Raw genomic sequence first — 14,398 nt, 5'->3', positions numbered from 1 at the left:
CGGTTGACGGCGGTGGTTAGCGTCGGGGCCATGATCAGTGGGCTTCTCCGACGAATCGCGACCGTCCTCGGTGCCGCGGCGGTCGGCGCGGCCGCCACCGTCACGGCGGCTGTACCGGCTGCGGCGGCCGTCACCCCGGCCGTCACCAGCTACGTGTGGGCCAGCAACCCCACCGCCGCCAGCTACACGGTGCCGACGTGGACCTCCGGCGGCCGCACCTACTACTCGTACGCCAAGAATCCCGGCGGCGGGCCGATCACCGTGACCCGGTCCGGTGCCGGCGCATACCAGGTGCGGTTCGGTGGGCTCGGCTCGCTGGTGACCGGCGGCGGGGGAGTGGCCCACGCCCAGGCGTACGGCGCGGCGGCCCGGTTCTGCACCGTGGGCTCCTGGTACCCGTCCGGTGCCGATCTGCTGGTCAACGTGTACTGCTTCGGGGCCGGCGGTGCCCGGCAGGATGCGTACTTCGTGGCGAACTTCGTCGAAGCCAGTGGCTCCACGCTCGCCGTCGACGGCGTGTCGTACCTCTGGTCCAACAGTCCGACCTCGTCGATGTACACCCCGAGCGGCTGGTACCGCTACGACGCCGGCGGCGGCACCCCGTGGGTGGCGCGGGACGCGCCCGGCTCGTACGCGGTGGAGCTGCCCGCCTCGGCCGCCCGGACCCAGACCACGTTCTACCAGATCACCGCCTACACCTCGGCGGCCGTGAAGTGCAAGGTGGACTCGTACCTGGCCGACGGGATCGCCCGGGTGCGGTGCCGGGACGCCTCCGGAGCCTTCGTCGACTCCCGGTTCACCATCACCTGGACGATCCACAACCTGCTGCAGCAGATCGCCCCGACGGCGCTGGCGACGGTCGACGACACGTACCCGTCGGGTGGGCCGGCACCGGCGATCACCTGGACCAACGACAGCTCGGTGAGCGGCGACTACGCCGTCACCCGCACCGGCACCGGACGGTACGAGATGGTCTTCCCGCAGATCATCGACTACTCCGGGCACGCCGTGGCGTACGCGCTCGGCTATCAGGACGCACACTGCCACGTGCAGTACTGGCATCCGGTCGGCACCACCGACATGAAGGTCGGCGTGACCTGCCTGAACAGCGCTGGCAGCCCGGTCAACACCCCGTTCACGGTCGGCTTCACCTGGTAGTGCAGACCTGGCAGGAGAGTGTGCCGTTCCGGTGGGACCTGGTCACACCGGACCAACTCGGAACGATGCTCGACGGTGCCGCGCCGCCGGACCTGTGGTTCCTCGATGAGCTCGTCACCTGCACCGGGAAGGTGCTGGCCCGCAGCGGAAACGGTGACCTGTACTTCGTCGGCAGATCGTTGGACTCGATGTTCGACCTGCTCGGCGGAGTCCTCGCCGGACCCGTCGGCGTGCAGCGACTTCATCGGCTGCCGCTGTCGTTCCAGCGGCCGGCGGTCAGGTCCGGGAGCCGGTGGCGGCGGCGTCCGTTGACCTTCGCCGAGGTGAGCCAGGGGAGACGGTTCCTCGACGCGGTCGGGCTGACGCCACACGCGCTGGCCCGACGGGACCGGCCAGCGGTGCTGGTAGACGTCGTGCACCGGGGTGCGACGTTTACCGAACTGTTCACCCTGCTGCGCGACTGGATCGACGCCGAACGCGAGCCATGGCCGGTCATCCGCCGCAAGCTGCGCTTCGTAGGTGTCACCCGCCGGACCAGGACCAGTCCGAAGACGTACCGGTGGCAGCAGCACGCCGACTGGACCCGGACGCTGCCCGCCGCCGTGACCAACGTGTCGCTGGATCCGTGGGTGTGGTCGCACTTCGGCGACCGTCAGGTGAAGCTGACCCGCTCGTTCTACCCCGACCGGTGGCTGGCCGAAGACACCGGGCCCGGCCGCGACGAGCGCACCCGGCAGGCCCTTGCGGAGGCCGCCGCGCTGGTGGCGTACGGACGCAGTCGGGCCGGCCGCCACGGCGTCGCCCGCGCCGTGGGACGCGACCACGCACTCGCGCAGCCCTGGCTGCGCACCCTCGTCACCAACCTCACGAGGAGCTGACCGACAGCCTCAGATGCTCGGCTAGGTTCCTTGGCATGAGTCACGATCGTCGGGTTGGCAGGGTCCGGCAGCTGTCGCGCTACCCGGTGAAGTCCATGCTGGGAGAGGACCTGGACCAGGCGTACGTGGACGAGGCGGGCAACGCCGGCGACCGGTCCTTCGCGGTGCTCGACTGTGTCACCGGCAAGGTGGCCAGTGCCAAGAACCCGCGCCTGTGGCGGGACATGTTCACCGTACGGTCCACGTTGCTGCCTCCCGACGCCGCCGGCGCCCCGGCGGTCCGGCTGACCATGGCGGACGGTACGACCGAGACCGTGACGGTCATCGGCCACCGCGATCCGGCGCTGTCCACGCTGCTGGGCCGGGACGTGCGCCTGCTCGACCGGGCCGCGCCGGGCGCGACGATCGAACGGATGGACCCGGACCAGGTACGCACCGACGACGACCTGTCACACGCGCAGACCGGCAGCTCGATGTTGGCTGCCGGCTCCCCACCGGGCACGTTCTTCGACTTCGCGCCCCTTCATCTGATGACGACCGCGACCCTGGCCGGCCTCGCGGCCCACTCGGGTCGGCCGGTCGACAGCCGGCGTTTCCGGCCCAACATCGTCGTCGAGGTGCCGGCTGCGCCTGGCGGGCGTCGGTGTTCTGCCGTGCGCCGGGGTATACGCCCGCCCGCTTGAGGCCGGCGTCATCCGCTCCGGTGACCCGGTCGAGTTCTGCTGACCGTACCCGGTGATTCAGCGAGCGCGGCGGTAGTGCAGGGCCACCGCGCCGTTGCGCAGCGGCTGCGCCGAGAGCAGTTCGAGCTGGCGGGTGCCGGGCAGCCCGCCCTGGTACAGGGTCGGGCCGTGGCCGGCGATCCTGGGATGGACGAGCAGCTGGTACTCGTCGATCAGGCCCAGCCGGTCGAGCTCGGTCGCGAGCGTGCCGCTGCCGAGCAGGACCCCGGCCGGAGTCGCGTCCTTGAGCCTCTGCACGCCCTCGCGCAGATCACCGGCGATGTGGTGACTGTTGGTCCACGGGAAGTCCGTGCGGGTCGACGACACCACGTACTTGGATTTGGCCTCCAGCTTCACCGCCCACTCGCGGACGGCCGGCGGCGCCTCCCGGTCGCCGCGGGCGACGGCCGGCCAGTAGCTCTCCATCATCTCGTAGGTGACGCGGCCCCACAGCATCGCCCCGCTCTCGTCCATGAGACGGGTGAACAGGGCGTGCGTCTCGTCGTCGGCGATCCCTTCCCGGTGGTCGACGCAACCGTCCAGGGTGAGGTTGATGCTGAAGGTGAGCAGGCCCATGCCCGACGAGTCTAGCGAGAAGTGGTGGGCGCTGTCGGCCATGATCACAGCAGTAGCGGCCGTCGGAGCCGGGCCCGGGGTGGCTTGGGACGTGCCCCACATCGAGGGCTGCGGACGGTTGCGGTTGATCCGATGCGCAGCGGCAACCTCCGGCGGGCTGCAGACCTTCAGCTAGGTTTCCTGGGCATGGGTCACGATCGTCGGGTGGGCACGGTGCGGCAGCTGTCGCGCTATCCGGTCAAGTCGATGCTGGGAGAGGACCTGGACCAGGCGTACATGGACGAGGCGGGCATCGCCGGCGACCGGTCCTTCGCGGTGCTCGACTGTGTCACCGGCAAGGTGGCCAGTGCCAAGAACCCGCGCCTGTGGCGGGACATGCTGACCGTACGGTCCACGCTGACGCCCCCCGACTCCGCCGGCGCCCCGGCGGTCCGGTTGACCATGGCGGACGGTACGACCGAGACCGTGACGGTGACCGGTCACCCCGATCCGGCGCTGTCCACGCTGCTGGGCCGGGACGTGCGGCTGCTCGACCGGGCCGCGCCGGGCGCGACCATCGAACGGATGGACCCGGCCCAGGTACGCACCGACGACGACCTGCGCATCGCGGAGACCGCCGAATCCATGCTGGCTGTCGGCTCCCCACCGGGCACGTTCTTCGACTTCGCGCCGCTGCACCTGATGACGACCGCGACGCTGGCCAGTCTCGCGGCCCACTCGGGTCGGCCGGCAGACAGCCGGCGCTTTCGGCCCAACATCGTCGTCGAGGTGCCCGACCCGGGTGCTGGGTTCGTCGAGAACCTCTGGCCGGGGCGGCGGCTGCGGATCGGCCCCGACGTGGTCGCCGAGGTCGTCATCGCGACTCCACGGTGCGTGGTTCCGGCGCTGCGGCACGGTGACGTCGAGCGAGACGTCGCGCTTTTGCAGGTTCTGAGCCGGCACAACCGGCTGCGTCTGGAGGGCGTCGGCTTTCTGCCGTGCGCCGGGGTGTACGCGCGTCCGGTGGAATTCGGCGTCATCCGCTCCGGTGACCCGGTCGAGTTCTGCTGACCACACCCGTAATGACCTGCGCGGACAGCGCCGGCAGCCCGGTCAACACCCCGTTCATGGTCGGCTTCACCTGATAGGACCAGCCCTACGGGCTCGCTGGTCCAAGATTCACCAGGTACGCCTTGATGATCTATAAAGGTCTGCGGTCGCCACCTCGTCCAAGCGGGTGTTGATCACCGCCGGCCACTGTGTCCACAGCGGCCAGGGCGGTGACTGGCTGAGCAACCTCGTCTTCGTGCCGAAATACAACGCCTTCAACGCCGACCACGACCCGGTCGGCCGGTTCCAGGCGTACCGGTTGCGGACGTTCAACGAATGGATGAACAACAGCAACCTCAACCGGGACGTCGGCTGGGTGACCACGTTCTCCGGTGGTGACTGGAACACGACGGTCGTCGACACCGTCGGCGGGCACGGCCTCGCCTACAACGGCGGCACCGAGTTCGACGTGTCCATTTTCGGTTACCCGAGCAACCGCGACGGCGGGGACAAGATGTGGGCCTGCTGGGGCACCGCCGTCGACAACAGCATTCTCGACGACCGTTCGAAGATCACCTGCAACTTCGGCGGCGGTTCCTCGGGCGGTCCGTGGATCTGGAATTACAGCAACGCCAACGGCCTCGGCTATGTCCGATCGGTCATGTCCACCGTTGACGGCAGCGGAGTGAACCGGGGGCCGTACTTCGACACGGCGGTCCTCGACGGCACGAACGCCGCCAACGGCGACTGGTAATCTGAGCCGATGCTGACGCGACGACCGCCTCGCTTGACAGCCGTACTGCTGGTCGGGGCGGTCGTCGCGCTGAGCGCCTGCGGCCCGGCGGCCGAGCCCGGCGACGACGGCGACGGCACCACCGCCACCCAGGCGCCGGACGCCGCAACGAGCCCGGGGGCGCTGCCGGTCCGCGACGACCTGGTCGCCCCGCAGGTCGTCGCCTGGCGCACCTGGCGAGCCGTCGACGACCGTACGCTCGAGTTCACCGTGACCGCCGGTCCCGCCGACTGCTACGGCGCCGAGCCGCAGGTGCAGGAGAGCAAGACGGCGGTGCGCGTCCAGATCCGGGTGGGCCGGCTGCCTGAAGCGGCTGACCAGGAGTGCCCGGCGATCGCCCTGGAATCGGCTGTCCTGGTACGCCTGGCCGCCCCACTGGGCGACCGCGAGGTCGAGCAACTGAACTGACCCCGGTCCCGTGCCCGGGTCGTCGCGTCTGGCGGCCGGGTCGAAGGCCGGGCCTACCATCGGGGCCATGGCACTGACGGCGGACGACGTCGACCGGTTCGAGGCAGCCCGGCCACGCCTGGCGGCGATCGCGTACCGGCTGCTCGGCTCCGCCAGCGAGGCCGAGGACGCCGTACAGGAGACGTTCCTGCGCTGGCAGGCCGCCGACGTCAACCGGATCGACGTCCCCGAGGCCTGGCTGACAAAGGTCCTCACCAACCTGTGCCTCAACCAGTTGACCTCCGCGCGGGCCCGCCGCGAGACGTACGTCGGCCAGTGGCTGCCCGAGCCGCTGCTCGCCGGTGACCCGATGCTCGGCCCGGCCGACACCGCCGAACAGCGCGAATCCGTCTCGTACGCCGTCCTCGCCCTGATGGAACGCCTGACGCCGCAGGAGCGGGCCGTGTACGTCCTGCGGGAGGCGTTCGACTACCCGCACCGCGACATCGCCGGCATCCTCGGCGTCTCCGAAGCCGCCAGCCAGCAGATCCTGCACCGGGCCCGACGGCACCTCGCCGACGGCCGGGCCCGCGCCGAAGTCGACCGGGCCGCCGCCCGGCGGGTCGTCGAAGAGTCCCTGTCCGCCGCCACCAGCGGTCGGATCGAACCACTGGTCCAGCTGCTCACCGGCGACGCCGTCTCGATCGGTGACGGCGGCGGACACGTCCCGGCCCGCGCCACACCGGTCGTCGGTGCCGTCGCGGTCGCGAAGTTCCTGCGCGGCCTGTTCACCCCGGGTGCGGCCAAACGGGCCCTGCTCGGAGGTTCACCCGAGGTGTACGCCTGGACCGCCAACGGTGACCCGGCCGTCGTGGTCGTCATCGACGGCCGGGTCGTCGGCGTCATGTGCCTGCAGGTCACCGCCGACGGTGTGGCCGCCATCCGCAGCCAGGTCAACCCCGACAAGCTGCACCGGACCACCGCGTCCTGGGCCGCCGCCGACCACGGGGAGCCGCTGTTCACCGCCTTTTGATCACACCGTGTGAGGTGCTTCACGCCGCTGCCGCGTCAGCAAACGCGGGGCTGCCCGGTTCAGGTGCTGTCACATCCCGTGCAGACAGACAGGAGCAGGACATGCGGCACCGCATCATCGTCCTCGGCGCCGGCTACGCCGGAGCCGTCGCCGCCGGCCGCCTCGCCCGGCGGCTCGACCCCGCAGACGTCGCCATCACCGTCGTCAACGCCGAACCCGACTTCGTCGAGCGGGTACGCATGCACCAGCTGGCGACCGGTCAGGACCTCAAGCCCCGGCCGTTGCGGGAGATGTTCGCGGGCACCGGCGTCGAGCTGCGGATCGCCAACGTCACCGGCGTCGACGTCGACACCAGGACGGTCACGGTCACGGACGCGGCCAGCGACGGCTCCGACGGCAGCGGAGTCAACGAGCTGGGCTACGACACGCTCGTCTACCCCTCGGCAGCGGCTGGAACCCGGGAGCCGTCCCCGGCGGCGCCGAACACGCCGCCGAGATCGCCAGCCGGCCCGGCGCGCTGCGGCTGCGGGCCCGCCTGGCCGGCCTCGCCGCCAGGCAGCCGGTCGTCGTGGTCGGCGGCGGCCTGACCGGCCTGGAAGCCGCGACCGAGATCGCCGAGGCCCGCCCCGACCTCGACGTCGCCCTCGCCGTGCGCGACGGCCTCGGCGACGCCCTCTCGCCGAAGGGCCGCGCGCATCTGCGCAAGGTCCTCGCCGGGCTCGACATCACCGTGTACGAGCACACCGCCGTCACCGGCGTCAACGCCGACCGGGTCACCACCGCCGGCGGCGGTGCCCTCCCGGCTGCGGTCACCGTCTGGACCGCCGGGTTCGCCGTCCACCCGATCGCCCGTACCACCGGATTGACGCTCGCCGACAGCGGCCAGATCGTGGTCGACGGCACCATGCGCTCGGTGTCGCATCCGGACGTGTACGCCGTCGGCGACGCGGCCCGGGCGATCGGCCCCGGCGGCAAGCCGCTGCGGATGTCGTGCGCCTCGGGCACCCCGATGGCGTGGCAGGCAGCCGACTCGATCGCGGCCCGGCTGACCGGCGGGAAACTGCCGAACGCGCCGCTGCGCTACAACATCGTCCCCGGGAACTCCGCCTACTCCTCGTCGCCGACCCGCAGCACCGCTGCGGGCTGCTCGGGCAGCCAGCGGGTCACCGCGTACGCCATCTGCGCGAACCCGGTGGGGGCGGCGGCCGAAGGGTCGGTGCAGACCGGGGTCGCCTCGGCCAGCGACTCCTGCCCGGCTGGTGAGCAGGTGCACTCGGTCGGTGCGGCCACCGGGCCCGGTGCCTCCGGGCAGACCTTCCTGAGCTCGCTCTACATGGACGCCGGCCTCACCTCAGTTCGCCTCTCACTGACCGGAGTACCCACCGACGGTCTGGCGATCCAGGCGATCTGCGCCTGACACCGGCGGCGACGGTGATCCCGGGCCGGAGGACCCGATCAGACGCACAGTGAACCGATGGGCTGCAGGGGGCATCCCGCCACCCTGCGGCCCACCAGGGATCCCTCATATTTCCCTCATTTCCGCCTCAGGTATCAGCAGTCCGACCGTGCGATGATCTTGGCGCCGCCCACCAAATCAAGGGCGGTGGTGAGGTGGAGTCGGTGTCAGCGAACCGTGCGGTTGCGAACTTCTACGCGGGACCGACCGGCCTGCCCCGCAGCGTCATGGAACGCATCCGCGTCGAACTCGACGACTTCCAGGGCACCGGGATGAGCGTGATGGAGATCAGCCACCGGGCACCCGAGGTCGAGTTCCTCCTGGCCGACACGACCGAACGGGTCCGTCGCCTGCTGGGCCTCGGCGACGAGTCCGACGTTCTGCTGCTGCAGGGTGGCGGATCGCTCCAGTTCGCAATGGTCCCGATGAACTTCTCGGCACCCGGTGACCCGGTCGACTACGTCGACACCGGGTACTGGGCCGCCAAGGCGATCCGTGAGCCACGGACCCTCGGACGCGACGTGGCGGTAGTGGCCTCCTCCGCCGACCGGGACCACACCTACGTTCCACCGGACGGCTCGATCCGGCCCCGGCCGGACGCCCGCTACCTGCACCTGGTCACCAACAACACGGTGGAGGGCACCCAGTTCCACCAGGCACCCGCCGTCGCGGTGCCGGTGATCGCGGACATGAGCTCCGACCTGATGTCCGACACCTTCGACCCGGCGGCGTACGACGTCGTCTACGCCCACGCGCAGAAGAACATCGGCGTCGCCGGAGTGACCGTCGTGGTCGCGCGCCGGCGCATGTTGGACGACATCGTCGGTGAGCTGCCGGCGGTGCTCGACTACCGGGTGCACCGACGACACGGGTCGAACTTCCACACCCCGCCGACCTTCGCCATCTACGTCACCTGGTTGATGCTGGGCTGGTTGGCCGACGAAATCGGCGGGCTGGCCAGCATGGGCGGGATCAACCGACGCAAGGCGCAGATCCTCTACGACTACCTGGACGGCGTCCCGTTCTACCGCACCACCGTCGACCCGGCGTCGCGCTCGCTGATGAACGTGGTGTTCGACCTGCCCACCCCGCAGCTGCTGGCGGAGTTCCTGGCCGAGGCGCAGCAGGCCGGTATCGCCGGGCTGGCCGGGCACCGCTCGGTGGGTGGCTGCCGGGCCAGCCTGTTCAATGCGGTGACCGTCGAGTCGGTCGAACGGCTGGTCGACTTCCTGCACACTTTCGAGCGCCGCAACCGGACGACGGACCTGCCCTCCGAACCGTCCACCGAACGATAGAGACAAGCCACGATGAATGCTGCTCCGTTCCAGGAACTGCCCTGGCCGCGTATCCGGGAACTCGTGGTTGACGCGCTGAGCGTCGGTCACCGAACCCACATGGCGCACGGCATGGTGGAGTTCGACGTGTCCCGCCCGATGGAGTTGGTCGCGCACTACCGGGCCCAGGTGCCCGACGGGCTGTCGTTCACCGCCTTTCTGGTTTACTGCCTCGGCCATGCCGTCGGTGAGCACAAGATGCTGCACGCCTTCCGCAAGGGACGCCGCAAGCTGGTCGTCTTCGACGACGTGGACGTAAACACGCTGCTGGAAAAGCGCAAGCCAGACGGGTCGCTGGTGCCGGTCATCTACGTCGTGCGGGCCGCGAATCGCAAAAGTCTGGCGCAGGTCAACCACGAGATGCGCGCCGCTGCCCGTACCGACCTGTACGACGACGAAGGGGTCCGTCGACGCCGCCAGCTCCTGCGGCTGCCGCGCCCGGCCCGGCGGGCGCTCTGGTGGTGGATGCGGCGCGACCCGGCCCGGGTCAAACGCCAGTGGGGCACCGTCGGCCTGTCCAACGTCGGCTCCTTCATCAGCCCGCGACCGTCCTGGGGCATCTCCATCTCCTTCCTGACCAGCACCCTCATCGTCGGCGGAAGGTACGACAAGGTGCGGTGGATCGACGGCGCCGCCGCGCCCCGAAAGACCCTCAGCGTCACCCTCACCGTCGACCACGACATCGTCGACGGCGCACCCGGCGCCCGGTTCGCCGAGACGTTGGCTGGACTGATCGAGAACGCCGCCGGCCTCGACGACACGTTCGTCACCGAGACCCTCGCGCTGCAGGAAGGCGTCGACAGTGCCGCGAAGTGACCACCCGCCGCTGCGGCTGCGGCTGAGCGCGCTGCGCGCCGACCTGCTGGGTGTGCAGAAACGGCTGGTCGCCGACCACGACGGATTCGTCCGGTACCGCGTACTGCACCGGGTCTTCACGCTGCTGGCCGATGCGGACGCCAACCAGCGGGTGTTCATCGGGAACCTGCCCGGCTACGGTCGCAGCCTGCAGCACGACAACCTGTCGCTGATCATCGGCCAGGGACTGATCTGCAGTGACGGCGAGATGTGGCGGCGGCAGCGGACGCTGACCCAGCCGGTGTTCAACCGGGCGCTGCTCGAACGCGTCGTCGAGATCACCGCCACCCTGGTGACCGAGGTCGTCGACGGCTGGGACCGCGCCCGCGAGCGGGGCGAACCGGTCGACGTGTTCAGCGACATGCAGACCCTGGCCATGCGGGTCATGGCCGTGGCGCTGTTCAGCCACGATCCGAAGACGACCGCCAACGACTTCGTCGACACCGTACGGGTCGGGTTGGAAGTGGTGGTCCGCCGCAACATCAGCCCGGTGACGGTGCCACTGTGGTTCCCCACCCGGCTGCACCGCCGGTTCGCCCGCCATCTGCGGGCGGTGGACGACTTCGTGGCGGAGCGGATCGAGGAACGGCTGGCCGACACCGACCGGTACCCCGACATCCTGAGCGATCTGATCCGCGCCTACGGCGAACAGGCCGGCCGGCGCCGCCGGGAACTGCGCGACCAGGTCGTCACCCTGTTCTTCGCCGGCTTCGAGACGACCGGGACCGCGCTGGCCTGGACCTGGCACCTGCTCGGCCAACACGACGACGAGATCGCGGGCCGGTTCCGTGAGGAACTGGCCCGGGTGCTCGGCGGACGGGCCCCGACCTACGACGACCTGGGCACCCTGGACTACACCCGGCAGGTGATCCAGGAGTCGATGCGGCTCTACCCGCCGGTCTACACCCTCACCCGCACCGCCACCGCCGACGACGACATCGACGGCCGGCGGATCCACCAGGGCGACAACCTCGTGATCCCGCTGCACACCCTGCACCGGATGCCGCAGTACTGGCCGGAGCCGGACTCCTTCTGCCCGCACCGCTTCGCGCCGGGCCGGCTGACCACCGACCAGCGGCGCGCCTACCTGCCGTTCGCCGCCGGGCAGCGCAAGTGCATCGGCACGAACTTCGCGATCACCGAGATGCTGACGGTGCTGGCGGTCGCCGGGCAGCGGGTGCGGCTGACACCGGTCGACGGGCATCCGGTCGAGGCGGCACCGGCGGTCACCCAGTATCTCCGGCACGGGCTGCTCATGAACGTCGAACTGGTGGGTCCGGCATGAACGCCCTCGCTGCGGGCGACGGCACCTTCTACGGCGTGCTCGACCCGGCCGACCCGGCACAGGTCGCCGAGTACGAAGGGGACTTCTACCGGGCCTACGTCGGCCTGACCGACAACCGGCTGGTCCGGCTGATCTGGGAGTGGGACGACACCGGGCGACGGCTGCGGACCCGGATCCCGTACCAGGACCAGGTCGTCTACTGCTGGCGGCAGCCCACCGGCCGGCTGATCGGGGCCATGGCGGTCAGCGTCGCCGTCGAACGCGGGTTGCAGTCCGCCTCCTTCGGGTTCAGCCCGCCCATGTCACCGGACGCGGGCCGTGCCGGTGGTCGGGTCTGCGAGATCCTCAACGTCATGCACGCCGGTGGCGGGCGCACTTGGACCCGTGCCACGTACACCGGGTTCATCCGCGACGTCGGCTACCGCGACCTGGCGTCGCGCGGCTTCGACGTCGCCTACGCCACCTGCACCCGTCGGCGGCTGCGCCCGTACCTGCTGCTCGGCGCCGAACTGCTGGACCGCCGGACCGTCGACGGCGAGGAGCGGATGTTCCTGCGCTGGCCGATCGGATCGATGACGTACCGAACCAGACCAGGTCGTCCGGCAGAGTAGGCGGCGCTGGCGATCGGCGGCTGACGGTAGGCTCGCTGCCCGTGATTCATTTGCGTAAGCCGGGAGTCCTCGACCGGGATGCACCCCACGTCCCGGATGACCCTCCGACCCCGGCGGCGCAGGACCCGCAGCGGCGGCCAAGTTGGCTGCGGCGGCACCGGCGCTGGTGGTAACCGCTGGTCGTGGTCGTGCTGCTGGGCCAGATGGCGTTCGCGATGGTCACCACCGCCCTGGCGCAGGCACCGACCATCGACGAGCCGGTGTACGTGGGCGCGGCCGCGCTGTACCTGCAGGGCGGCGGTCTGCAGGTCAACCCGGAACATCCGCCGCTCGGCAAGCTAATCATCGGGGCGGGTCTGATGTTCGCCGAGCCCCGCATCGACCCCGGTTTCCGGGGCAACCAGTCGGACCTTGGCCGGCACGTGCTGTACGAGGCGGGCAACGACGCCGACCAGGTGCTGTCGCTGGCCCGGCTGCCGATGATCGGGCAGACTGGGAGACGTGCCGGTGGTTGCGCTCCGGCTCGACCCAGTCGGCCAGCCACGAGGACCTCGCTGGCCCGGGCGACCCCGTCGAACAGGTCCCGCAGGATCTGGTTGTCCATGGTTGGCCCGGCGCAGACGCTGGCGTCGCTGGCCGATCAGGGCGATGTCGAACTGAGCCGTGATGCGATCATCGGCAGTCTGCCGACATCACCCGGACCTGCGACAACATTCCGGGTTCTGCGTACGGCAAAGGCATTCAATGATCCTCCACTCCGCAGAAATGGTGCGAGTTCCGTCTTTGGAGTGTCTTCTGTTCGGCTATCGAAACTGTGGTTAATGGGCCATGCGGATGCAGTGTAAACTCGGCAACTTGAGAGAAGTTGGCTAATGTAACAGCATGTCAAAGTTGTTAATGCCGGTAATTAATCGGCGCCCAGCTTGGAGGGGCAATGTTCCTTCCTCGCATCCTGTTGGGAGTATTGATGACGGCTATCGAGGCGCCGACGAGCGCCGAGCTCGTCCACCGGGCAACTGAGCTGGTACCGCTAATCCGCAGGTACGCAACGTGGCAGGAGGAGAACCGGGTCCTGCACGAGGAGGTGCTCCAGGCGATCGCCGATGCTGGGCTGATGAAGATGCGGGTACCGATCCGCTACGGCGGCTTCGAGTCCTCTGTGGGCGCCGTCTGCGACGTGATCTCCGAGCTTGCCCGCGGCGACGGCTCCGTCGGGTGGGCAGTGAGCACGATGACGATTAGCTCATGGTTGGCCGGCCTGTTGCCGGACGAGACGCAGGACGAGATCTTCGCCGACCCCGACGTCCTCATCGGCAGCAGCGTCAGCCCGAACGGTGTCGCCACCCCGGTCGAGGGTGGTGCCGTCCTCAACGGCAGGTGGGCGTTCAGCACCGGTGTGCTGCACAGCCAGTGGTTCATCCACTCGGCCGTACTGGCCGGTGCAGACGGCGAGCCCGCTCCGGCGATGCTCGCCGTGCCCACCTCGGACATGACGATCGTCGACGACTGGCACACCGTGGGTCTGCGCGGTACGGGTAGCGTGACGACCATCGTGGCGGACCTGTTCGTCCCCGAGGGGCGCATTCTGCCGATCGCCCCCTTGGTGATGCAGAACCAGCATCGTTCCAGGCTGAATGCCGGTTCACTGATGTGGAGGGCGCCTTTCTCTCCAATTACTGCAGCTGGCGCCGCCGCTGTCCCGTTGGGCATGGCCAAGGCTGCGCGAGACGCCTTCTTCGAGCAACTACCGAGCCGGAAGATCGCCTACACCAGCAACGAACACCAGGCCGAATCCGCTCTCACTCATCTGCAGGTGGCTCGGGCCGCAATGAAAATCGACGAGGCCGAGTTCCATGTGCGCCGCGCCGCCGAGCGAGTGGACAGCAAGGTCCGCAATGGCGAGTCCTGGAGCATTCAGGAGCGTGCCCTCGCGCGCATGGAGTTGGGTGTGTCCACCCAACTTGCAAAAGAGGCGGTGGAGATCCTTAACACCGCCAGCGGTGGGTCGTCCATCTATTCGGACAAGCCGATGCAACGCATTGAGCGTGATGTCCAGACGATCAGTCTGCATGGCGTCGTGCACCCGGACACGAACCTCGAGCTGTACGGGCGCGTGCTGTGCGGGCTGGAGCCCAACACGCACTTGATCTGAGGACGGCCGTGTCCGGCAGGGGCGCACGGGTCACCTGAACACCCCTGCTCGGTCTACTCACTACGGTCCGCATCGCAGGCGGAACCGCCGCCGGCAGGTGAGCCGGCGGCGGGCAAACATTCAGGTGGT

The 14,398-nt window shown here is 69.6% G+C and carries 14 protein-coding genes and 1 pseudogene; 14 read left to right on the top strand and 1 reads right to left on the bottom strand.

Annotated features, from left to right (window positions below; genetic code table 11):
* Positions 1 to 30 precede the first annotated feature (30 nt).
* The 3 genes from O7553_RS15760 to O7553_RS15750 are packed head-to-tail and all read left to right on the top strand — an operon-like array spanning position 31 to position 2,719.
* Positions 31 to 1,158 carry a hypothetical protein gene (locus tag O7553_RS15760; RefSeq protein WP_281550517.1) on the top strand — a complete coding sequence of 376 codons (1,128 nt, stop codon included), beginning with the start codon at positions 31 to 33 and terminating at the stop codon, positions 1,156 to 1,158.
* A gap of 20 nt (positions 1,159 to 1,178) precedes the next feature.
* The gene (locus tag O7553_RS15755; RefSeq protein ID WP_281550516.1) at positions 1,179 to 2,036 is read left to right on the top strand and encodes a hypothetical protein; all 858 of its coding nucleotides are present in this window, start codon (positions 1,179 to 1,181) and stop codon (positions 2,034 to 2,036) included.
* Between the two features lie 35 nt (positions 2,037 to 2,071).
* Positions 2,072 to 2,719 (top strand): MOSC N-terminal beta barrel domain-containing protein, encoded by a 648-nt coding sequence (locus O7553_RS15750; RefSeq protein ID WP_281550515.1) that lies wholly within the window; start codon positions 2,072 to 2,074, stop codon positions 2,717 to 2,719.
* Positions 2,720 to 2,776: 57 nt separating this feature from the next.
* Here O7553_RS15750 and O7553_RS15745 read toward each other — a convergent pair whose 3' ends face one another.
* The gene (locus tag O7553_RS15745) at positions 2,777 to 3,334 is read right to left on the bottom strand and encodes a dihydrofolate reductase family protein (RefSeq protein ID WP_281555623.1); all 558 of its coding nucleotides are present in this window, start codon (positions 3,332 to 3,334) and stop codon (positions 2,777 to 2,779) included.
* 186 nt (positions 3,335 to 3,520) lie between these two features.
* Here O7553_RS15745 and O7553_RS15740 point away from each other — a divergent pair, with 186 nt between their 5' ends.
* From O7553_RS15740 to O7553_RS15690, 11 genes and pseudogenes are all read left to right on the top strand, one after another.
* Complete coding sequence (locus O7553_RS15740) at positions 3,521 to 4,384, top strand: MOSC domain-containing protein (RefSeq protein WP_281550514.1); 864 nt, start codon at positions 3,521 to 3,523, stop codon at positions 4,382 to 4,384.
* A 166-nt stretch (positions 4,385 to 4,550) separates the two neighbouring features.
* Positions 4,551 to 5,117 carry a hypothetical protein gene (locus O7553_RS15735; protein ID WP_281550513.1) on the top strand — a complete coding sequence of 189 codons (567 nt, stop codon included), beginning with the start codon at positions 4,551 to 4,553 and terminating at the stop codon, positions 5,115 to 5,117.
* Between the two features lie 33 nt (positions 5,118 to 5,150).
* Positions 5,151 to 5,564, top strand: coding sequence for a hypothetical protein (locus tag O7553_RS15730; RefSeq protein WP_281550512.1), 414 nt, complete (start codon positions 5,151 to 5,153; stop codon positions 5,562 to 5,564).
* Positions 5,565 to 5,631: 67 nt separating this feature from the next.
* The gene (locus O7553_RS15725) at positions 5,632 to 6,576 is read left to right on the top strand and encodes an RNA polymerase sigma-70 factor (RefSeq protein WP_281550511.1); all 945 of its coding nucleotides are present in this window, start codon (positions 5,632 to 5,634) and stop codon (positions 6,574 to 6,576) included.
* A gap of 101 nt (positions 6,577 to 6,677) precedes the next feature.
* Positions 6,678 to 7,660 (top strand): annotated as a pseudogene (locus tag O7553_RS15720) (FAD-dependent oxidoreductase); the annotation flags it as partial.
* A gap of 536 nt (positions 7,661 to 8,196) precedes the next feature.
* Positions 8,197 to 9,327 (top strand): 3-phosphoserine/phosphohydroxythreonine transaminase, encoded by a 1,131-nt coding sequence (gene serC, locus O7553_RS15715; protein WP_281550510.1) that lies wholly within the window; start codon positions 8,197 to 8,199, stop codon positions 9,325 to 9,327.
* Positions 9,328 to 9,339: 12 nt separating this feature from the next.
* Positions 9,340 to 10,182 carry a 2-oxo acid dehydrogenase subunit E2 gene (locus O7553_RS15710; protein WP_281550509.1) on the top strand — a complete coding sequence of 281 codons (843 nt, stop codon included), beginning with the start codon at positions 9,340 to 9,342 and terminating at the stop codon, positions 10,180 to 10,182.
* A complete protein-coding gene (locus O7553_RS15705; protein WP_281550508.1) occupies positions 10,169 to 11,506 on the top strand; it encodes a cytochrome P450 in 1,338 nt (445 codons plus the stop codon). The genes O7553_RS15710 and O7553_RS15705 overlap by 14 nt, the downstream gene beginning before the upstream one ends.
* On the top strand, positions 11,503 to 12,117 hold the full coding sequence (locus O7553_RS15700; protein WP_281550507.1) for a hypothetical protein: 615 nt from the start codon (positions 11,503 to 11,505) through the stop codon (positions 12,115 to 12,117). The genes O7553_RS15705 and O7553_RS15700 overlap by 4 nt, the downstream gene beginning before the upstream one ends.
* A gap of 182 nt (positions 12,118 to 12,299) precedes the next feature.
* A complete protein-coding gene (locus tag O7553_RS15695; protein WP_281550506.1) occupies positions 12,300 to 12,962 on the top strand; it encodes a hypothetical protein in 663 nt (220 codons plus the stop codon).
* Between the two features lie 122 nt (positions 12,963 to 13,084).
* Complete coding sequence (locus O7553_RS15690) at positions 13,085 to 14,269, top strand: acyl-CoA dehydrogenase family protein (protein ID WP_281550505.1); 1,185 nt, start codon at positions 13,085 to 13,087, stop codon at positions 14,267 to 14,269.
* Positions 14,270 to 14,398: the final 129 nt, after the last annotated feature.

It is taken from the genome of Solwaraspora sp. WMMA2059, from assembly GCF_027497315.1.
Lineage (GTDB): Bacteria > Actinomycetota > Actinomycetes > Mycobacteriales > Micromonosporaceae > Micromonospora_E.
Note: the sequence above shows the minus strand (reverse complement) of the source record. Positions and strands in the feature narration are given on the sequence as shown.

Coding starts and splice junctions, on each gene's coding strand:
- O7553_RS15760 (WP_281550517.1), top strand. CDS start 31: ATGATCAGTGGGCTTCTCCGACGAATCGCGACCGTCCTCGGTGCCGCG.
- O7553_RS15750 (WP_281550515.1), top strand. CDS start 2,072: ATGAGTCACGATCGTCGGGTTGGCAGGGTCCGGCAGCTGTCGCGCTAC.
- O7553_RS15745 (WP_281555623.1), bottom strand. CDS start 3,334: ATGGGCCTGCTCACCTTCAGCATCAACCTCACCCTGGACGGTTGCGTC.
- O7553_RS15740 (WP_281550514.1), top strand. CDS start 3,521: ATGGGTCACGATCGTCGGGTGGGCACGGTGCGGCAGCTGTCGCGCTAT.
- O7553_RS15725 (WP_281550511.1), top strand. CDS start 5,632: ATGGCACTGACGGCGGACGACGTCGACCGGTTCGAGGCAGCCCGGCCA.
- O7553_RS15710 (WP_281550509.1), top strand. CDS start 9,340: ATGAATGCTGCTCCGTTCCAGGAACTGCCCTGGCCGCGTATCCGGGAA.
- O7553_RS15700 (WP_281550507.1), top strand. CDS start 11,503: ATGAACGCCCTCGCTGCGGGCGACGGCACCTTCTACGGCGTGCTCGAC.
- O7553_RS15690 (WP_281550505.1), top strand. CDS start 13,085: ATGACGGCTATCGAGGCGCCGACGAGCGCCGAGCTCGTCCACCGGGCA.